Genomic DNA, 19,676 nt, shown 5'->3' with positions numbered 1-19,676 from the left:
AAGAGACGATGACGACTGCACGCGAAAGACTGCTGGCCGAAGCCGCCAAGCGCATCCTGATCACTGACGGCGCCTTTGGCACCGAGATCCAGAACTGGAAGCTGAACGAGGCGGATTATGCCGGCGCGCTTGGCCTGGTCAAGGATCAGAAGGGCAATAACGACATCCTCGCGCTGACCAAGCCCGAGGTGCCGGAGACGATCACCCGCGAATATCTCGATGCGGGATCGGACATCGTCTCGACCAACACCTTCAGCGCCAATGTGATCAGCCAGGCAGACTATGCCGCGGAGAGCCTGGTCAAGGAGATCAACATCGCCTCGGCGCAGATCGCCCGGCGGCTGGCGGACGAATATGAGGCGAAGGATGGCCGTCCGCGCTTCGTCGCCGGTGCGATCGGGCCGACGAACAAGACCTTGTCGCTGTCGCCGGACGTCAACGATCCGGGTTTCCGCGAGATCGACTTCGATTACCTGAAGTCGGTGTACCGCGAACAGATCGATGCGCTGCTCGAAGGCGGGGTGGACTTCATCCTGATCGAGACGGTGTTCGATACGCTCAATGCCAAGGCCGGCGTCATGGCGGCGCTGGAGGCGGCCGACGATCTCGGCCGCGACGTGCCGATCATGCTGTCGATGACCTTGACCGACCTGTCGGGCCGCAACCTTTCCGGCCACACGGTCGAGGCATTCTGGCACGCGGTGCGCCATGCCAAACCGATCACCATCGGGCTCAACTGTTCGTTCGGGGCGGAACAGCTTCGCCCGCATGTCCGCACCCTGAGCGACATCGCCGACACGCTGATCATGGTCTATCCGAACGCCGGCCTGCCCAACGAGCTCGGCGAATATGACGAGCAGCCGGTCACCACCGCAGGGCTGGTGCGCGAATGGGCCGCGGCCGGCCAGGTCAACATCCTGGGCGGCTGTTGCGGGTCGACCCCGGCGCATATTGCCGCGATCGCCAAGGCAGTGGCCGAACTCGATCCGCGCACGCCGGTCGTGCCGCCGGTAAAGACGCGGCTCGCCGGGCTGGAGCCGATGACGATGGCAGCTTAACCCCCCTCCCGCTTGCGGGAGGGGCTGGGGGAGGGCCTGTCCTCTTCCGCGCCGACCGTAACTTACAAGCCCTCCCCCGACCCCTCCCGCAAGCGGGAGGGGGGAAAGTCGAGAATGACCACTCCCTCCACTGCCCAGTTCGTCAATATCGGCGAGCGCACCAACGTCACCGGATCGGCGCGCTTCAAGAAACTGATCATGGCGGGCGACTATCCCGCCGCGGTCGAGGTCGCGCTGCAGCAGGTCGAATCGGGCGCGCAGGTGCTCGACGTCAACATGGACGAGGGCCTGCTCGATGCCGAAGTGGCGATGACCACTTTCCTCAAGCTGATCGCCGCCGAGCCCGATATCGCGCGCATCCCCTTCATGATCGACAGCTCGAAATGGTCGGTGATCGAGGCCGGGCTGAAATGCGTCTCGGGCAAGCCGATCGTCAACTCGATCAGCATGAAAGAGGGCGAGGCTCAGTTCCTGTCTCAGGCCAAGAAGGTGATGCAGTACGGCGCCGCCGTCGTCGTCATGGCCTTTGACGAGGTTGGTCAGGCGGATACGAAGGCGCGTAAGGTCGAGATCTGCGAGCGCGCCTATAACCTGCTGATGGGCATCGGCTTTCCGCCCGAGGACATCATCTTCGATCCCAACATCTTCGCGGTCGCGACCGGGATCGAGGAACATAATAATTACGGCAACGACTTCATCGAGGCGTGCCGGGAGATCAAGGCGCGGCTGCCGCATTGCCACATCTCGGGTGGCCTTTCGAACCTCAGCTTCTCGTTCCGCGGCAATGAGCCGGTGCGCCGCGCGATGCACTCGGTGTTTCTCTATTATGCAATCCCCGCCGGGCTCGACATGGCGATCGTCAATGCCGGCCAGCTCGACGTGTACGACACGATCGATCCCGAGCTGCGCCAGGCCTGTGAGGATGTCGTCCTCAACAAGGACGATGGCGCGACCGAGCGGCTGATCGCCCTGGCCGAACGCTACAAGGGCACGGACGAAGTCGCCGAGAAGCAGATGGCGGAATGGCGCGGCTGGCCCGTCGCCAAGCGGCTCGAGCATGCGCTGGTCAAGGGCATCGACGCGGACGTCGTCGCCGATACCGAGGAAGCGCGGCTGCTCTACGCCCGCCCGATCGAAGTGATCGAAGGCCCGCTGATGGACGGCATGAACGTCGTCGGCGACCTGTTCGGCTCGGGCAAGATGTTCCTGCCCCAGGTGGTGAAATCGGCGCGCGTGATGAAGAAGGCGGTCGCCCATCTGCTGCCCTTCATCGAGGCGGCGAAGGAGCCCGGCGCGCGCGGCAAGGGCAAGATCATCATGGCGACCGTCAAGGGCGACGTGCATGATATCGGCAAGAACATCGTCGGCGTCGTGCTTCAGTGCAATGGCTTCGACGTGGTCGACATGGGCGTCATGGTGCCCTGGTCCGCCATTCTCGCCGCCGCCAATGAGAATGACGCCGACATGATCGGCCTGTCCGGCCTGATCACCCCGTCGCTCGACGAGATGGTCACCGTGGCCGAGGAGATGAAGCGCGCCGGCATGAAGATGCCGCTGCTGATCGGTGGCGCCACCACCTCGAAGGTTCATACCGCTTTGCGCATCGCGCCGGCCTATGACGGCCCGGTCGTGCACGTGCTCGATGCCAGCCGCGCGGTCGGCGTCGCCTCGACCCTGGTCAGCGACACGCAGAAGGACGCCTTCGTCCTCAAGACCGCCGACGAATATGAGGCAGTGCGCGTCGCCCGCGCCGGCCGCAGCCAGAGCGAGCTGGTCCCGCTGCAGGTCGCCCGCGACAATGCGTTCGAGGCGGACATGAACCTCAAGCCGCCGACGCCGAAACAGCCGGGCGTGCATATCTTCCGCGACTGGGACCTGGCCGAGCTGCGCGAGATCATCGACTGGACGCCCTTCTTCCGCGCCTGGGAACTGGCCGGCAATTACCCGGCGATCCTGGACGACAAGGTCGTCGGCGAGAGCGCGCGCAGCCTGTTCGCCGACGCAAATGCGATGCTCGACAGGATCATCGCCGAGAAATGGCTGGTCGCGCGCGGCGTCGCGGGGCTTTGGCCGTGCCGCCGCGAGGGCGACGACGTCATCATCCATCTCGATGACGAGAGCCATGTGACATTGCCCTTCCTGCGCCAGCAGATCGCCAAGCGCGAGGGCAGGGCGAATATGTGCCTGGCCGATTTCATCAGCCATGACGGCGACTGGATCGGCGGCTTCGCGGTCAGCATCCACGGCATCGAGCCGCACCTTGCCCGCTTCAAGGCAGCGATCGACGATTATTCGGACATTCTGCTGAAGGCGCTGGCCGACCGCTTCGCCGAGGCATTGGCCGAGGCGCTGCACCGCCATGTCCGCACCACGCTGTGGGGCTATGCGCCGGACGAGCAGCTCACCAACGAAGCGCTGATCAGGGAGCAGTATCGCGGCATTCGCCCGGCACCGGGCTATCCCGCCTGCCCCGACCACAGCCTGAAGCCGACTCTGTTCAAGCTGCTCGACGCGCACCACGCGACCGGCATTTCGCTGACCGAAAGCTTCGCGATGCTGCCGACCGCGGCGGTCTCGGGCTTCTATTTTGGTCATCCCGAGGCCGAATATTTCGGCGTGGCCCGCGTCGGTCGCGACCAGCTGGAGGAATATGCCGAACGGCGCGGGATAGATCTGCCGACGGCGGAGCGCTGGCTGCGGCCCAACCTGGACTAATTAGGTCCATACTGGCCCTGACTCCACCTTTTCGCGATCGCCCATCGGTACGATAATGGGATCGAGGGGACAGGCACATGCTGGATCGCGAAACAATCCTTGGCACCGTCGATCGCGCTTATGCGGCGCGCCAATCCGGCGACAAGGAAGCGCTGCGCGCCTTTTTCGCACCCGGCGCGGCGTTTCGGATAGTCGGGCAAGGCCGGCTGATTGCGGGTTTCCCCGTCGGCCCGGCGGATGCCCTGGAAACCGTCGACGAACTGATCGACCTGTTCCGGTTCCACCGCATGGACCGGCTCCAGGTGATGATCGATGGTGACGCCGTGATGATCCGATGGGCTGTGGAGACATCGTGCGCGGGTGGCCCGTGCGTCGAGACCGAGCTTTGCGACATCTGGACTTTGGGCGATGACGGCAAGGTCACCTCGATCGTCGAGTTCGCCGACACCGCGCTGATCGCCGACATGCTGGCAGCACGATCCGAGACCTTGGCCTGACCCCTTCCGCCGAAGATCGGAACGGGGCCCCCACGCGCTATGTCGGCAGGGGCAGCGCTTCGCCTACCCGATCCTCGTTGTCCGCCACGCCCGCCAGTGCCTGCAACGCCGCGACATGCCCGCGAAATGCCGTACGTCCGGGCCGGGTCAGCGATGCCCAGGTCCGCTGCCGCCCGTCCATCGCCGCCTTGCGCAGCCGGACATAGCCGGCCTCGGACAAGGCGGAGAGGTGCTTGGATAGCACCGAATCGCTGACATCGGCGGTCTCGCGCAGCATCGCGAACTCGGCATCCTGCACCGCCGCCAGCACCGCCATGATCTGCAGCCGCGCCGGCGGGTGGATGACCGGATCGAAGGCCAGCCGAGGCACGCTCACGCGGCCAGGCCCAGCTCGCGGCGGAAGGCACGTTGCCACAGGGTGCTGGCATAATAGGCCAGGCCGGCGGTCAGCACCCCGATCGGGATCGGCGCCCAGTATATGCCGCGATCACGGGCCAGCCAGAAGCTCGCGAGATAGAGAACCAGGAACACGCCCAGCATCGTGAAGGTAATCGGCCGCGTCTTTCCCGCCCGGTAGCCATTGATGAACATGCCTGTCCGCCGGCGATCCCAGCGCACGATCAGCGCAATGCAGACCAGCAGCGCCGCTTCCGCCATTAGCGCGTAGACTGTCGGCAGGGCAGGGGTGGCAGCCAGGCACCCCATGACGGCGCCAAAGGCGAGATGACGCGCGGGCGGGCAATCGGCCGCAACGGCCAGGCGAGCCTGTGAGGCGCGCATCGCGGCCAGCGCCTCGGCTGCATCGGTTGACGAAGTGGACATACGAATCTCCCTTTCCAATATGGAAAGTGATGCCCGTCACTTTCCAAATCGTCAAGTGATAATTTTCCATATTGGAAAGTGACGGGCGGTCGTCGTCGCGACGGCCCGACACCGGAGGGCGGATGGCAAGCCTGTCATGGCCTCCCGACGCTCGACCCTGTACACCCCACTCATGCCCTATCTCTTCCTCGCCATCGCGATCGCCTCGGAGGTCTGCGCCACTTCCTTCATGAAGCTGTCCGAGGGGTTCACCCGGCCGGTGCCGTCGCTCGTCACCGTGATCGGCTATGCGATCGCCTTTTATTTCCTGTCGCTGACCTTGAAGACCATACCGACCGGCATCGCCTACGCGATCTGGTCGGGCGTCGGCATCGTCCTGATCGCGGCGATCGCCTGGATCTTCCAGGGGCAGAAGCTCGATATGGCCGCTATCGCGGGCATGGCGCTGATCATCGCCGGCGTCGTCGTGATGAATGTCTTCTCCCGAACGGCGGCGACACACTAGCCCCGCGAACAGGCAGTTCGTTCCATGACAAAACCTGCCGTCATGCTGAACTTGTTTCAGCATCCAATATGGAACAACCAATGCCGCCGCTTATGGAGCGTTGGATGCTGAAACGAGTTCAGCATGTCGGAAGTCAAAAATGTATCAAACGAACTTCTGATTCAGAACAATAGTGCCGATCGCGTTCGAGTTTTACCTTCCAGTTCGATCAATGAGTCCACGCGAAGGCGCGAAGACGCAAAGAGAATTTGGAGAATAGGACCCCGAAGGTTGCATGTTGCTCGGGAGCCGGCGGCAAACCGCTGGAATACCTCCTTCGCGTCTTCGCGTCTTCGCGTGAATCCAATGGAAGGCCGCACGAGTCAGAAGTCGAGCGCCGGTCGATTCAAAATCGACTCCATTTGCCGCAGCATGATCCGGCATGCGCATCACCGTCGGATCCTGATCAAACACCGCGATTTCCCAGTTCGGGCAGGGATTTTCCCTGTTATCGGACAGTGGAATCCAGCAAGGCATTGAATATATTAAACAATGATGCTTCTCGCTGACGCGAAATAAAAAATTCCCTGTTATTTTCCCTGTTAATCCGAGGAACAGGGAATTTTCCGCTACCCGGCCGGGCCCGACGCGCCGGTGGCGTCGTCAGCGCCACACCGGGTTGGCCGTCAGGTCCGCCGGATACATGGTCAGATATTGCGCCATGCGCGGCCGGTCGGTGCGGTTCGGGCTCGCGCCGTGCGGCAGATCCTGTCGCCAGATGATCAGGTCTCCCGCGCCCGCCGCGATCGGCACGGCGCCCGCGCTCAGATCGACGGCGCGCGGATCGCCGTCGCCAACACTGTCGAGCCAGGCCTCGATGCCGTGATGAAAGCCCGGCACGACCTGAAGGGCGCCCTGGTCGGCGGTCGTATCGGTCAGGTACAGGATGCCCTGCGTCGCGAACGGGATGGGCAGCGCGAGGCTCACATCGAAATGCAGATGCGGTCCCGGAAAACTATAGTCGTGCCGCTCGGGCGGGTTGAAGCTCAACCGGTCAGTGAGCGCCCAGAGATCGGCCGTGCCCCAGAGCTGGGCGAATGCCTTGTGCACGCGCGGCGATTGCCGGGCCGCGTCCATCGCCGGATCCTGGAAATGCTGGACCATGATGCCGTTGGGCCGGCGCTTGTACCAGCTGTCGCGATCGTCGGGCGTGGCGTTGACCTGCCGCCAGAGCAGCGCCTCGGCCCCCCTGGCCTGCTCCCTGGTGATCGCCTGGCGCAGGATGACGAAACCGTCCCGGTCCCACTGCGCCAGATCCCGGGCATCGAGAACCGGCGGCGCGGCGTCGATCGCCCGCAGGTGTTGCGCGATTTCCTCGGGCGGCGGAGCACCGTCCAGCCACGCATGATAGCGCGCGACCTTAAGTGGATCGGGTATGCCGGCGGTTGCTTCGACCCAGGCCTGGAATCCAGCAAAGTCCGGTCTTTCCGACCCGAGATATTGCAGCGTCTGCTCCAGCCCGAGGCCCAGCACGTCGAGCAGGGGTCGCAACCGGGCCTCCCGGGACGGCTCGGCGTGCGATCGCAGGCTGTGCCGCGCCCAGAATTCCTCGACTCCCCGGATAGGGGATAGCAAATCCGGAACGGGGGCGAGCGCGGCGGAGGAGGCGGTCATGTCGGCGCCAACATCGAACAGCGCCATCGCTCCGTCAATGACCCGCAACCGTCAGGGACAGGTCGAACCCGGCCCAGCATCGAGATCGAGGCAGCGCCCGTCCGGCTTCGGCGCGGAAACCGGCAGGCCGATCAGGCCGGCAAGCGTCGGCATGATGTCGACCGTCTCGACCGACAGCGGCTGCTCGAACCCGGTCATGCCCTTGCGCCAGAACAGGATCGGCACGCGCCGGTCATAATCCCAGAAGCTGCCATGAGTGGCGACGCTGCTCTTGGTCGGGTCGGCGATCGGCGTGACGCGCGGCTTCATCGCCACCACGATGTCGCCCGATCGCGGCGCATAATAGGAGGCACGGGCGCGCTGGAGCAACGTCCAGGTCTCGGGCGGGCCGCTCGGCGTGGGCGTCGCGACGATCTGGTCCCGGCTGAAAGCGGCATAGACCTGCGGATGGGCGCGGATGCGGAGCAAAGCTTCCTTCAGCACCGCGGCACGCTGCGCCCTGGTCAGCTTCGGGTCGATCCAGATATCGCCCGATCCGGCATCGCCGTAGAGCAGCGGGCCGGTCACCTTGAGCTTCAGCCTGGCGATGATGTCCTTGCCGATCGCGGCCGGGGTGAAGGCGGGGTCGATCCGCGCGGCTTCGGGCGCGGCATGTTCGCGGTTGCGCTCAGGCAGGTCGTGGCCGCCATGGTCAGCGGTCAGGACCACGGCATAATCGACGCCGGTCCTGTCGAGTATGTCGAAGAAGGAGCCGAGCGAACGATCGAGATTGGCGAGCTGAATGCACATCTCGCTACCTTCGGTACCATAGCCATGGCCGACATAGTCGGTCGCCGAGGCACCCACGATCAGCAGGTCGGTCGCGGCGCCCTGGCCGAGCTTCATGTCCTGCAGCATGCCCGCGGCGAGCGCGAGGATCGAGGCGTCGAAGGCGGGCGAGGCGCGGAATCTGTTCGTATCGCCCGCGGCGCGTTCGAAGCGGCCGCTGCCGACCGTCTTGCCGCCGCCGACCGGAATGGCGCGGTCATGCGGCGCGCAGAAATCGGGTTCGTCGAGCGGGCCCTGCGCCTGGGCGAGCAGCGCAGCCACGGTCGTGTTGGTCCGCGTCACCACCGGCGGCACGGCGCGGCCGGCATAGGAGACGAATGCCTTGCCGTCCCACCACCACAGCTCGTCGACCTTGTGCCCGCCCATCATCACCGCGGCGCGGTCCTTGCCGGCGACCGAGACGACGCGCGCCGCCGGGTTCGCCGCCTTCATCCGTTCGCCGAGCGTCGGCACCAGCAGATGCTTGTCCGACACGGTATATTTGGACGAGGTGCTGCCGGGGACGCTCTCGTCCTCGGCGCAATAGATCTGCTTGTCGGCGCGAGGCGTCTTCAGGTCGGCCCAGTTGTTGGCGATGATGCCGGTATGCTCGGGGCGGAAGCCCGACAGGATCGTCGAATGGCCCGGGCAGGTCTCGGTCGCGGCATGGCTCTGATATCCCGACGGGAAGACCACGCCGTCGAGCAGCCGCCTGAAGCCGCCGGTGAAGCGGTTGCGATATTCCGCGAACAGGTCCGCGGAGAACTGGTCGACCGAGATGGTGACGATCAGCTTGGGAGGGGTTGTCCGCGCGGCGGCCGGAACGGGCGGCGGGGCATCCTGGGCGGAAAGGGGCATTGCCATCGCGATGGCGGCCAGGGCGGCGAACGATGCCAGTCTTTTCACGTAGTGATTCTCCGCGCTCAGGTGCAATGCACCGCGCTCACCGCTATGGGCGAGCGGGTGACTGCCGACAAGGATGGCCGATGCGCGCGTTGGGTTACCTGATTGTGACGTTTATGGCCGGGCTGGCCGCGCTTGCCGTGCCGGCAGCCGCCCAGACGCCCGGTGCGCTGGGCAAGGGGCCGCACCTCGCGATGCGACTGGTCGCGGAGACGACGACCCCGGCCGCCGGGCAGGACGTGACGCTCGCGCTCGACTCGCGGCCCGAGCCGGGCTGGCACGGCTACTGGCAGAATCCGGGCGATGCGGGTTTCCCGGCGACGCTCAAATGGACCCTGCCCAAGGACGTCACCGTCGGCGAGCCCGCTTATCCCGTGCCGGGCACGCTGCTGATGGCCGGGCTGATGAACTATGTGTTCGAGGCGCCTTATGCGCCTTTGGTCACGCTCAAGGTGCCCGCCGGCCTCGCGGCCGGAACGCGCCTCCCGGTCAAGCTCCACGCGCAATATCTCGTCTGCACCAAGACGCTCTGCGTGCCCGAGGAAGCCGATCTGTCGGTCGACCTGACCGTGGGTGACGGCACCGTCACCGCCGAAAGCCGCGCGCGCTTCGATGCGTGGGGCCGCGCCATCCCCAAACCGCTCGACGCGAAGGGCAGTTTCCAGAAAGAGGGAACGCAGGTCCGCATCGCCGTGCCCTATCCGGCCAGCGCGCCGCTGGCGGATGCCTATTTCTTCCCCATCACCACGGGCCTGGTCGATTACGCGGCTGCGCAGCAGGTGACGCGCGACGGCGACCGCGTCGTGGTCGAGACCAAGGCCGGCACCGGCGGCACCGGCCCGCTGGTCGGCGTGCTGCGCATCGCGCCGGGGCAGGGGTTGATGGTGACGGCAGCCCCCGGCACCGTCGCGACGTCATCCTCCTCGGCGAGCGTCCCTGAAGGCGTGCTGCTGGCGACCCTGATCGCCTTTGCCGGCGCAATGCTCGGCGGGCTGATCCTCAACATCATGCCCTGTGTCTTCCCGATCCTCAGCCTCAAGGCGCTGAGCCTCGCGCGCGGGCATCTCGACGAGCGCTCGGCGCGGCACGAGGCGCTGGCCTATACCGCCGGCGTCGTCGCGGTCTGCGTGGCGCTGGGCGGGGCGATCCTCGCGCTCCGCGCGGGCGGCAGCGCGGTCGGCTGGGCGTTCCAGTTGCAGGATCCGCGCGCGATCATCGTGCTGCTGTTGCTCACCGTCGCGCTGGCGCTCAATCTCGGCGGCCTGTTCGAGATTCCGACGCCGGGCTTCGTCAATCAGGCTGGCGGCGCGAGCGGCGCCTTCGCTACCGGTGCGCTCGCCGCCTTCATCGCCACGCCCTGCACGGGGCCCTTCATGGGCGCGGCGCTGGGCGCGGCGCTGGTCCTGCCCTGGCCCGCGGCGCTCGCGGTATTCGCCGGCCTCGGTCTCGGCCTGGCGCTGCCCTTCCTCGCGCTCGGCTTCGTGCCGGCGCTTCGCAAGAAGCTGCCAAAGCCCGGCGCCTGGATGGAGAATTTCCGCCGCTTCCTCGCGATCCCGATGTGGCTGACCGCCATCGCGCTGGTCTGGGTGCTCGGCCGCCAGACCGGCGTCGACGGCATGACTCAGGGCCTGCTCGTCGCGCTCGGCGCCGCGATCATATTGTGGGCGGCCGGCCGGCGTCAGGCGCGCGGCCTCGGCTTCGGTATCGTCGCGGTCGTGATGCTGCTGGCGATCGTCGCCGGCGGCATCTGGCTCGCCGCCACGGCGCACCGCCCCCAGGCCGGCCAGGTGCAGGCGACCGGTTCGGCCGAGCCTTTCAGCGAGGCCCGGCTCGCCACGCTCCGTGCCGAGGGCAGGCCGGTCTTCGCCTATTTCACCGCTGACTGGTGCCTGACCTGCAAGGTCAACGAGAAGGTCGCGATCGAGACCGACACGGCGCAGTCCGCCTTCGCCGCGCACAAGGTCGCGGTGATGGTCGGCGACTGGACTGACGGCGATCCCGCGCTGGGCCGCTTCATCCAGGCGCATAATCGGGCGGGCGTGCCGCTCTATCTCTATTACGCCCCGGGCGCTGCCGAACCGCAGGTGCTCCCACAGGTTCTCACGCCCGGCATGCTGGCGGGACTCGCCACCTGAAAACGGCCCCCTGAAAACGCGCCCTGAAAACGCGCCCTGAAAACGGGCCCTGAAAACGGACCTTGTGCGGCGCAGCAAAACATCGCAGCATGGAACTTGGCGGTTCATGGGGGCTTTACCGTTTCGATGGTGACACGACGCGCGTTTGACGAGATCATGGGGCAGAGCGGCTCGACCACGCCGCGACCCGAACTCGCCGCGCTCGGACACTGGCTCGACGAAACACCGGACGCGGAACTCCGTCGACGCCAGCAATCGGCCGAACAGACCTTCCGCCAGCTCGGCATCACCTTCGCTGTCTATGGCGACAGCGACGCGTCGGAACGCATCATCCCCTTCGACATCGTCCCGCGCATCTTCCTCGCCGACGAATGGTCGCGCCTGTCCGAAGGACTGGTGCAGCGCGTCGAGGCGATCAACGCGTTCCTCGACGACATTTATGGCGATCGGAAGATCCTCCAGGCGGGCGTGCTTCCCGAAGACCTGATCTTCGGCAACCCGCAATTCCGGCCGGAGATCGCGGGCATGCGGCCGCCGCACGGCATCTGGGCGCATATCTGCGGCATCGATCTGGTGCGCACCGGCCCCGACGAATTCTTCGTGCTCGAGGACAATGCCCGTACGCCCTCGGGTGTCAGCTACATGCTGGAGAATCGCGAGGCGATGCTGCGCCTCTGCCCCGAGCTGTTCCGCGAATTCCGCGTGGCGGCGGTGGATTCCTATCCCGATCGCCTGCTCGAGACGATGAAGTCGGTGGCGCCGCACGGATCGGGCCAGAACCCGGTCTGCGTCGTGCTGACGCCGGGCCATTACAACTCCGCTTATTACGAACACAGCTTCCTCGCGGATTCGATGGGCATCGAGCTGGTCGAGGCAGCCGATCTGGTGGTCGACGACGATATCGTCTGGATGCGCACCATCGCCGGCCGGGTGAAGGTTGACGTGATCTACCGGCGGATCGACGACGATTATCTCGATCCCCTGGTGTTCCGCCCGGATTCGATGCTCGGCGTGCCCGGCCTGATCGCGGCCTATGCCGCCGGCAATGTCGCGCTGCTCAACGCGCCCGGCAACGGCATCGCCGACGACAAGGCGATCTACAGCTACATGCCGGAGATCGTGCGCTTCTATTCGGGCGCCGAGCCCAAGCTGCCCAATGTCGAGACCTGGCGCTGCCGCGAGCCCCAGGCGCTGAAATATGTCCTCGATAATCTGAAGGACGTGGTGGTGAAGCTGGTCGACGGCTCGGGCGGCTACGGCATGCTGGTCGGCCCGACCGCGACCAAGGCGGAGATCGAGACTTTCCGTGCGGCGCTGATCGCCGAACCGCATCGTTATATCGCGCAGCCGACGCTTGCGCTGTCCACCGTGCCGACCTTGAGCGACGCCGGCCTCGCCCCGCGCCATGTCGATTTCCGTCCGTTCGTGCTGACCGGCTCCAAGGGCATCCAGGTGGTGCCCGGCGGCCTGACCCGGGTGGCGCTCAAGGAAGGCTCGCTGGTGGTGAACTCGTCGCAGGGCGGCGGCACCAAGGACAGCTTCGTGCTGATGGACGGCGGGAATACGCAGAGCCAGGGTCAGGGCGGCATGAGCCAGGCCCAGGGGACCGTCGCATGATGCGGACCTCTTCCGTTCGTTTCGAGCGAAGTCGAGAAACCGATCTTGGCGATTCCTCGCTGCTTCTCGACTTCGCTCGAAACGAACGGTGGGGGGGAGTCAGCGCCTGATGCTCTCCCGCACGGCCTCCTCGCTCTACTGGCTCGGCCGCTATATCGAGCGGGCCGATTTCATCGCGCGCCTCGTCGAGGCGACCGTCCGTCTCGACGTGCTCTCCTCGCGCCCTGCCGGCGAAGCCGCCTGGGCCAGCGCGCTCGCCGTCACCGAGACGGATGATACCTTCAAGGCGACCGGCGAGACCATGTCGCAGCAGCATGTCGCGCGCTTCCTGACGCTCGACGGTAGCCACCCCGGCTCGATCGTCCGCTGCCTCGACATGGCGCGCAACAATGCCCGCGCCGTGCGCACCGCGCTGACCCGCGAGGCCTGGACCGCGATCAACCGCGCCTGGCTGATCTTCCACAGCCGCTCCAGTCCCGGCGGTGCCACCGCCACGCTCGGCCTGGTCGATGCGGTGAAGACCGAGGCGCGCGGTTTCGAAGGCGCGATCCATCGCATGCTGCGCAACCAGACCACCTGGTTCATCCGGCTCGGCCAGGCCGTCGAGCGCGCCGACAACACCGCGCGCCTGCTCGACGTGAAATATCACCTGCTGCTGCCTGAGGGCGAGCAGATCGGCGGCGTGGTCGATCGCGACCAATGGACCACCATCCTGCAGACCGTCTCGGCCGTCACGGCCTATCGCTGGCTCTATTCGGAGGGGCTGCGCCCGGCGAACGTGATCGACCTGCTGATTTCGCGCGCCGAGCTGCCGCGCAGCCTCGCCGCCTCGGCCGAGGAGACGCTGGAGATCCTCAACCTGCTCGCCAAGCGCACCGGCCTGCACGGCGAGGCCGACCGCATGGCTCGCATGCGCCAGCAACGCCTCGCCAAGACCCGGTCCGGCGAAGTCATCGCCAGCGGGCTGCACCAGTATCTCCAGGCCTTCAACGCCGAGAATGATCTCCTCCACGAGGCGATCGGCCGGCAGTTCAAGTTCAGCTGATGCGGATAACGGTGGATCACCGCACGATCTATCGTTTCTCGGTGCCGCAGGGGCGCCTCACCCAGATGCTCCGCCTCACCCCGGAGGACACGCATGACCAGACCGTCGCCGGCTGGCAGTTGCACGTCGATTGTGATGCGCGGATGCGCCCGGGCCGCGACGGCTTCGGCAACCGGGTGACGATGCTTTATGTCGAGGGTCCGATCGAGCATATCGAGATCGCCGTGTCGGGCGAGGTGCTGACCAACAGGTCGAACGGCATCGTCCACGGGGCGCATGAACCGCTGCCCCCGCCGCTGTTTCTCCGCGCGACCCCGCTGACCGAGCCCAGCCCGGCGCTGACCGACTTCGCGGCGGAAGCGGCGGGCGGCAAGGGCGACCTCATCGAACGACTCCACGCGCTCAACCTGGCCTTCCACAACCGTTTCGCGCTCGATCGCGGGCGGCCCGTCTCGGGGCGTAGCGCGGCCGAGGCGTTCGCGCTGGAAACGGCGACGCCACGCGATTTCGCGCAGATGTTCGCCGCCGCGGCGCGCGGGCTGGGCGTGCCGGCGCGTTATGTTTCAGGCTATAGTTCGGTCTGCTTCATCGGCGACACGCCGCCCGCGCCGCATGGCTGGGCGGAGGCGTGGGTCGCCGGCCTGGGCTGGGTCGCGTTCGACCCCTGCACCGGCATGTCGGCGGACGAGGCCCATGCGCGGGTCGCGGTGGCGCTCGATTCGGCGGGCGCCGCGCCGGTCGCGGGATCGCGTCTGGGCGAGGGTCATGAGGAGCTCGATGTGGATCTGCACGTCGGCCGGGGCAGCGCCCAGGATTAGAGCAGCGAGCGTTAAACCTGATCCGTTCGTCCTGAGTAGGGATCGAGGTGCCGAAGGCGTATCGAGAGCCCGTATCGAAGGACAGGTTGTCGCGCGGAACCTGTCCTTCGATACGCCCTCTCGATACGCCGCTGCGCGGCTACTCGATGGCTACTCAGGACGAACGGGTGGTGGCTCTGATGTAATGCAAGCTACTCTAAGCCAGCTCGTTCGCCATCAGCACGTTCTTCTGCGCCGGCGGCGCATAGGTCGCGTCCTCGTCGGTCAGGAGCGTCCAGCCGGTCGGGCCGAGCACTTCGATCGGGCGATAGCGCGTCTTGTACGCCATCCGCTCGGACCCTTTCACCCAATAACCGAGATAGACATAGGGCAGGCCGATGCTGCGCGCCCGCAGGATATGGTCCATGATGATCATGTTGCCCAGGCCGGCACGCAGCGGATGATCCGCATCGAAGAAGCTGTAGATCATCGACAGCCCGTCCGCCTGCTGGTCGGTCAGGCACGCCCCGATCAGTCGCCCGCGCATGCCGTTCCGCGACGGTTCGCGATATTCGATGATGTAGCTGTTGACCGGCGAATGCTCGACCATGTCAGCATAATCGCCTTCGTCCATATCCGCCATGCCGCCACCGGGATGGCGCGAGGCGAGATAGCGGCGCAGCAGCTGATATTGCTCGTCGGTCGCCCAGGGGCGGCAGGCGGTCACTTCCATGTCGCTGTTGCGCCGGATCTGCTTGCGCTGCGTCGCGTTGGGCACGAATTCCGACGCGACCACGCGGACCGAGACGCAGGCGGTGCAGCCCGCGCAGCTCGGCCGGTACGCCACTGACTGGCTGCGGCGAAAACCGATCCGGCCAAGCGCGTCGTTGAGGTCGCCCGCATGCGGGCCATTCAGTTCGGTGAAGACCTTTCGTTCCTGCCGTCCCGGAAGATAGGGGCAGGGCGACGGGCTCGTCACGAAGAAGCGCGGAAAACGAAATGGCGCGGTCACCGCCTGTAACCCCTTTTCCACCCCGGCCCGATGCCTGGCTGGCCCCTGTTATGAATCGCTTGAGAGGTGATGAAAAGCGGCTTTACCATGAAAGAGAGTTAACGCGGCACTAAGGCTGAGTCTTGCAGATTCACGCCGTGAGGCGGACTTGACGGGCATCATAACGCATCCCGCGACTCGCGAATAGAGTCGCGGGAATCGTTTCACCGCAGCCATGATTCATTTCGTCAGGCGAGTTCGACCGGACTGACCTCGTACCCGGCCTCGCGCAGTGCTGCCATCAACCGGTCGAGATGGGCCTTGTCGCGCGTCTCGCATTCGATATCGGTGATGAGGCCCTTGGCCGGCAGCGTCGTGAAGACGCGCTGATGGTAGATCTCGATGATGTTGACGCGCTCGGCATCGAAGATGCGCGCGACGTTGAACAGCGCGCCGGGCTGGTCCTGCAACCGGATACGCAACCGCGCGAGCCGGCCCGACCGGGCAAGGTCGCGCAGCAGCACATTGGCGAGCAGCCGCGTGTCGATATTGCCGCCGCACAGGATGACGCCGACGGTCTTGCCGCGGAAGCGCTCGGGATGCTGCAGCAGCGCGGCGAGGCCCGCGGCGCCGGCGCCCTCGACCACCGTCTTCTCGATCTGCAGCAACAGGCTGACCGACTCCTCCAGGCTGCGCTCGCTCACCAGCACGATATCGTCGACCAGCGCCTCGACGATGCGCGCGGTGATGCCGCCCGGTTCCTTCACCGCGATGCCCTCGGCCAGGGTATCGCCGGCGCAGGGCAGGTCGGTGCCGTTGATCCGGTTGTACATCGACGGGAACAGCTCGGCCTGCACGCCGATCACGTCGACCGGATGGTCCGCCGCCCGCGCCACCGTCGCCGTGCCGGAGATCAGGCCGCCGCCGCCGATCGGGATGATGAAGGTGTCGATCGCCGGCGCGTCCTCGAGCATCTCGAGTGCGACCGTTCCCTGGCCGGCGATCACGCGGACATCGTCGAACGGATGGACGAAGGTCAGGCCGCGCTCCGCTTCCAGTTCGCGCGCATGGGCATAGGCAGCGTCATAGGTGGTGCCGAACAGCACGACGGTCGCGCCATGCCCCTCGGTCTGGGTCACCTTCACCGTCGGCGTCGTCGTCGGCATCACGATCGTGGCCGGGATGCCCAGGCGATTGGCGTGATAGGCCAGGCCCTGCGCATGGTTGCCGGCCGAGGCAGCGATCACGCCTTTCGTCTCCGGGGGAAGCTGGAGCAGCGTGTTGAGCGCCCCGCGCTCCTTATAGGCTGCGGTAAACTGCAGGTTCTCGAACTTCAGATAGACCGTCGCGCCGGTCAGCTTCGACAGGGTCTGGCTGATGAAGGTCGGGGTGCGCACGATCGAGGCGGCGATCCGCGCATGCGCTGCCTTGACATCGGCGAGGGTGACGGGAAGCGTTTCGGCGGCGGGCAAAGGTTCGGTAGCCATAGGCGGGCGAGGTAGGCCCTGAAATCGTCAGCCGCAATGGTCGTTACGGCCCGCGCGGCGCGACTCTCAACTAGCGTGACGCGGAAACACCCCTTATCGCGATCCTCCATGAGCAACATCGCATTCATCGGAACCGGAGTGATGGGCGCGCCGATGGCGGGGCATCTCGTCTCCGCCGGCCACGCCGTCACCGTCTACAACCGCTCGCGCGCCAAGGCGGAGGCCTGGGCCGAGAAATACGGCGGCACCGTCGCCGCCACTCCGGCCGAGGCCGCGGCCGGCAAGGATGCGGTGTTCAGCTGCGTCGGCAATGACGACGATCTGGCCGAGATCACGCTGGGCGCGGACGGCGTGTTCGGTACGATGCCCGCGGGCGCGCTGTTCGTCGACCACACCACCGTCTCGGCGAAGATCGCGCGGCGGCTGGCGGAAGATGGCGGGGCGAAGGGCCTGCTCGTCGTCGACGCCCCCGTCTCGGGCGGCCAGGCGGGGGCCGAGAACGGCAAGCTCTCGATCATGTGCGGCGGCACCGCCGAGGCGATGGCTGCGGCCGAGCCGCTGATGCAGGCCTATGCGCTGCGCATCGTCCATATCGGTGAAGCCGGTGCTGGCCAGACGACCAAGATGGTCAACCAGATCGCGATCGCCGGCGTCGTGCAGGGCGTGGCCGAGGCGTTGCGCTTCGCTCAGGTCAGCGGTCTCGACACCGACAAGGTGTTCGAAGCGGTGTCGGGCGGCGCGGCGTCGAGCTGGCAGATGGTCAATCGCTGGTCGACGATGAGCGAGGACAAGTTCGACTTCGGCTTCGCGGTGGACTGGATGCGCAAGGATCTCGGCCTCACCCTCGACGAGGCGCGCCGCAACGGCGCGACCCTGCCGCTGACCGCGCTGGTCGATCAATTCTATGCCGACGTCCAGAAGATGGGCGGCGGCCGCAACGACACGAGCTCGCTGGTGCGCAGGTTGCCGCGGTGAAACGACTTGCCGCGGCTGCCGTCGCGCTCTCATTTGCCGCCGTCCCCGCCTTCGCTGACTCCCTCGTCGACAATGTCAACGGCATGACGCTCGACAAGGACGGCAAGGTCATCCACTTCAACGGCGTGCTGATGACGCCCGACGGCAAGGTCATCCGGCTGATGCAGCCGGGCGACAAGCGCCCGGAAAAGCTCGACTGGCGCGCCGACATGAAGGGGAGGGTGCTCCTCCCCGGTTTCATCGACGCGCACGGCCATGTGATGGACCTGGGCTTTCGCGACGTCGAACTGGATCTTTCGGGCACGAAATCGCTCGACGAGGCCAAGGCGAAGATCGCTGCCTATGTCGCCGCCAATCCCGACAAGAAATGGGTCCTTGGCGGCGGCTGGAACCAGGAGCTTTGGGCGCTCGGCCGCTTTCCGACGGCGGCCGATCTAGATTCAGTGGTCAGCGACCGCCCCGTCTGGCTCTCGCGCGTCGACGGCCATGCGAGCTGGGCCAACACCGCCGCGATGAAGGCGGCGGGGGTGAGCGCGAAGAGCGTATCGCCTGCCGGCGGCCGCATCGAAAAGACTGGCGCCATGGCCAATGGGGTGTTCGTCGACGCGGCGCAGGATCTCGTCACCAAGGCCGTGCCGCAGCCCCTGCCCAAGGATCGCGACGCCGCCTTCCTCAAGGCGCAGGCGAAACTGCTCAGCCTCGGCGTGACCGCAACCGCCGATATGGGCAGCTCGCTCGACGACTGGCTCAGCTACCGTCGCGCGGGTGACGCGGGCGCGCTGCGCATCCGCATCATGAGCTATGGCAACAGCGTCGAGACGGCCGTGCGGGTCGGCGGCGCCGGCCCGACTCAGTGGCTCTACGCCGATCGGCTGCGCATGGGCGGGGTGAAGCTTTATGCCGATGGCGCGCTCGGTTCGCGCGGGGCGTGGCTGAAGGCGCCGTACAGCGATGCGCCCAAGGAATCCGGCCTCGGCTTCCTCGCCGACGACGTGATCCGCAACCTGATGAGCCGGGCGGCGATGGACAATTACCAGGTCGCGGTCCACGCGATCGGCGACAAGGCCAATGCCCAGGTGCTCGACGCGATCGAGGAACTGTCGGAGACGTACAAGGGCGACCGCCGCTGGCGGATCGAGCATGCCCAGATCGTCGATCCGGCCGATCTGCCGCGCTTCGGCCAGCACGGCACGATCGCCTCGATGCAGCCGGTCCACCAGACGTCGGACCGGGTGATGGCCGAAGCGCGGCTCGGGCCGGACCGGCTTGCCGGCGCCTATGCCTGGGCGTCGATGCTGAAGAACGGCGCGGTCCTGGCGTTCGGCTCGGACTATCCGATCGAGAGCCCGGATCCGTTCGCCGGCTGGGCCGCCGCCTTCACCCGCCAGGATGCCGAGGGCCAGCCCTATGGCGGCTGGCGTCCGGAGGAAAAGCTGACGCGCGAACAGGCGTGGTGGGCCTTTACGGGCGCCGCCGCCTATGCCGGTTTCGCCGAGGACAAATTCGGGAGGCTCGCGCCGGGCCAGCGCGCCGACTTCATCATCGTCGACCGCGACCCGCTACTGGCCGGCCCGAGCGAGCTTCGCGCAACCAGGGTGGAGGAGACCTGGGTCGGCGGCCACAAGGAATATGTGCGGAAATAGGGGGAGGGGCTGCTCCACCCTTGCCG

Annotated in this window: 16 protein-coding genes; 10 read left to right on the top strand and 6 right to left on the bottom strand. The window is 66.4% G+C overall.

The window, feature by feature from the left end; translation table 11 throughout:
• Positions 1 to 8: 8 nt before the first annotated feature.
• From ACZ1I5_RS14370 to ACZ1I5_RS14360, 3 genes are all read left to right on the top strand, one after another.
• Positions 9 to 1,058 carry a homocysteine S-methyltransferase family protein gene (locus ACZ1I5_RS14370; RefSeq protein WP_465169922.1) on the top strand — a complete coding sequence of 350 codons (1,050 nt, stop codon included), beginning with the start codon at positions 9 to 11 and terminating at the stop codon, positions 1,056 to 1,058.
• A 114-nt stretch (positions 1,059 to 1,172) separates the two neighbouring features.
• Entirely contained in the window at positions 1,173 to 3,773 is a 2,601-nt protein-coding gene (gene metH / locus ACZ1I5_RS14365) for a methionine synthase (RefSeq protein ID WP_465169921.1), read from the top strand.
• A 77-nt stretch (positions 3,774 to 3,850) separates the two neighbouring features.
• Positions 3,851 to 4,270, top strand: coding sequence for a nuclear transport factor 2 family protein (locus ACZ1I5_RS14360; RefSeq protein WP_465169920.1), 420 nt, complete (start codon positions 3,851 to 3,853; stop codon positions 4,268 to 4,270).
• 37 nt (positions 4,271 to 4,307) lie between these two features.
• Here ACZ1I5_RS14360 and ACZ1I5_RS14355 read toward each other — a convergent pair whose 3' ends face one another.
• Both ACZ1I5_RS14355 and ACZ1I5_RS14350 read right to left on the bottom strand, forming a co-directional pair.
• Complete coding sequence (locus tag ACZ1I5_RS14355) at positions 4,308 to 4,640, bottom strand: transcriptional regulator (RefSeq protein ID WP_465169919.1); 333 nt, start codon at positions 4,638 to 4,640, stop codon at positions 4,308 to 4,310.
• Between the two features lie 2 nt (positions 4,641 to 4,642).
• Positions 4,643 to 5,092 carry a hypothetical protein gene (locus ACZ1I5_RS14350; RefSeq protein WP_465169918.1) on the bottom strand — a complete coding sequence of 150 codons (450 nt, stop codon included), beginning with the start codon at positions 5,090 to 5,092 and terminating at the stop codon, positions 4,643 to 4,645.
• A gap of 172 nt (positions 5,093 to 5,264) precedes the next feature.
• Here ACZ1I5_RS14350 and ACZ1I5_RS14345 point away from each other — a divergent pair, with 172 nt between their 5' ends.
• Complete coding sequence (locus ACZ1I5_RS14345) at positions 5,265 to 5,597, top strand: DMT family transporter (protein ID WP_465173976.1); 333 nt, start codon at positions 5,265 to 5,267, stop codon at positions 5,595 to 5,597.
• 642 nt (positions 5,598 to 6,239) lie between these two features.
• Here ACZ1I5_RS14345 and ACZ1I5_RS14340 read toward each other — a convergent pair.
• Together ACZ1I5_RS14340 and ACZ1I5_RS14335 are read right to left on the bottom strand one after the other, a co-directional pair.
• Positions 6,240 to 7,277 carry a phytanoyl-CoA dioxygenase family protein gene (locus ACZ1I5_RS14340; protein ID WP_465169917.1) on the bottom strand — a complete coding sequence of 346 codons (1,038 nt, stop codon included), beginning with the start codon at positions 7,275 to 7,277 and terminating at the stop codon, positions 6,240 to 6,242.
• A 24-nt stretch (positions 7,278 to 7,301) separates the two neighbouring features.
• Positions 7,302 to 8,921, bottom strand: coding sequence for an alkaline phosphatase family protein (locus ACZ1I5_RS14335; protein WP_465173975.1), 1,620 nt, complete (start codon positions 8,919 to 8,921; stop codon positions 7,302 to 7,304).
• A 122-nt stretch (positions 8,922 to 9,043) separates the two neighbouring features.
• Here ACZ1I5_RS14335 and ACZ1I5_RS14330 point away from each other — a divergent pair, with 122 nt between their 5' ends.
• The 4 genes from ACZ1I5_RS14330 (at position 9,044) to ACZ1I5_RS14315 (ending at position 14,575) form a co-directional block, all read left to right on the top strand.
• Complete coding sequence (locus tag ACZ1I5_RS14330) at positions 9,044 to 11,095, top strand: protein-disulfide reductase DsbD family protein (RefSeq protein ID WP_465169916.1); 2,052 nt, start codon at positions 9,044 to 9,046, stop codon at positions 11,093 to 11,095.
• Between the two features lie 126 nt (positions 11,096 to 11,221).
• Complete coding sequence (locus ACZ1I5_RS14325) at positions 11,222 to 12,712, top strand: circularly permuted type 2 ATP-grasp protein (protein WP_465169915.1); 1,491 nt, start codon at positions 11,222 to 11,224, stop codon at positions 12,710 to 12,712.
• A 109-nt stretch (positions 12,713 to 12,821) separates the two neighbouring features.
• On the top strand, positions 12,822 to 13,757 hold the full coding sequence (locus ACZ1I5_RS14320; RefSeq protein ID WP_465169914.1) for an alpha-E domain-containing protein: 936 nt from the start codon (positions 12,822 to 12,824) through the stop codon (positions 13,755 to 13,757).
• Positions 13,757 to 14,575: a transglutaminase family protein gene (locus ACZ1I5_RS14315; RefSeq protein WP_465169913.1), complete on the top strand. Its 819-nt coding sequence runs from the start codon at positions 13,757 to 13,759 to the stop codon at positions 14,573 to 14,575. The genes ACZ1I5_RS14320 and ACZ1I5_RS14315 overlap by 1 nt, the downstream gene beginning before the upstream one ends.
• Before the next feature lie 196 nt (positions 14,576 to 14,771).
• On the opposite strand, the gene ACZ1I5_RS14310 is transcribed toward ACZ1I5_RS14315, so the two are convergent.
• Positions 14,772 to 15,566: an arginyltransferase gene (locus ACZ1I5_RS14310; protein ID WP_465169912.1), complete on the bottom strand. Its 795-nt coding sequence runs from the start codon at positions 15,564 to 15,566 to the stop codon at positions 14,772 to 14,774.
• A gap of 227 nt (positions 15,567 to 15,793) precedes the next feature.
• On the bottom strand, positions 15,794 to 17,032 hold the full coding sequence (locus tag ACZ1I5_RS14305; protein WP_465169911.1) for a threonine ammonia-lyase: 1,239 nt from the start codon (positions 17,030 to 17,032) through the stop codon (positions 15,794 to 15,796).
• A 108-nt stretch (positions 17,033 to 17,140) separates the two neighbouring features.
• Here ACZ1I5_RS14305 and ACZ1I5_RS14300 point away from each other — a divergent pair, with 108 nt between their 5' ends.
• Both ACZ1I5_RS14300 and ACZ1I5_RS14295 read left to right on the top strand, forming a co-directional pair.
• Positions 17,141 to 18,007 (top strand): NAD(P)-dependent oxidoreductase, encoded by an 867-nt coding sequence (locus ACZ1I5_RS14300; protein WP_465169910.1) that lies wholly within the window; start codon positions 17,141 to 17,143, stop codon positions 18,005 to 18,007.
• Positions 18,004 to 19,650 (top strand): amidohydrolase, encoded by a 1,647-nt coding sequence (locus tag ACZ1I5_RS14295; RefSeq protein WP_465169909.1) that lies wholly within the window; start codon positions 18,004 to 18,006, stop codon positions 19,648 to 19,650. Before ACZ1I5_RS14300 ends, ACZ1I5_RS14295 begins: the two co-directional genes overlap by 4 nt.
• Positions 19,651 to 19,676: the final 26 nt, after the last annotated feature.

This window comes from Sphingomonas sp. BL-S-30 (assembly GCF_055521475.1).
The sequence above is the reverse complement of the archived record's forward strand: the minus strand, read 5'-3'. Positions and strand labels throughout refer to the sequence as shown.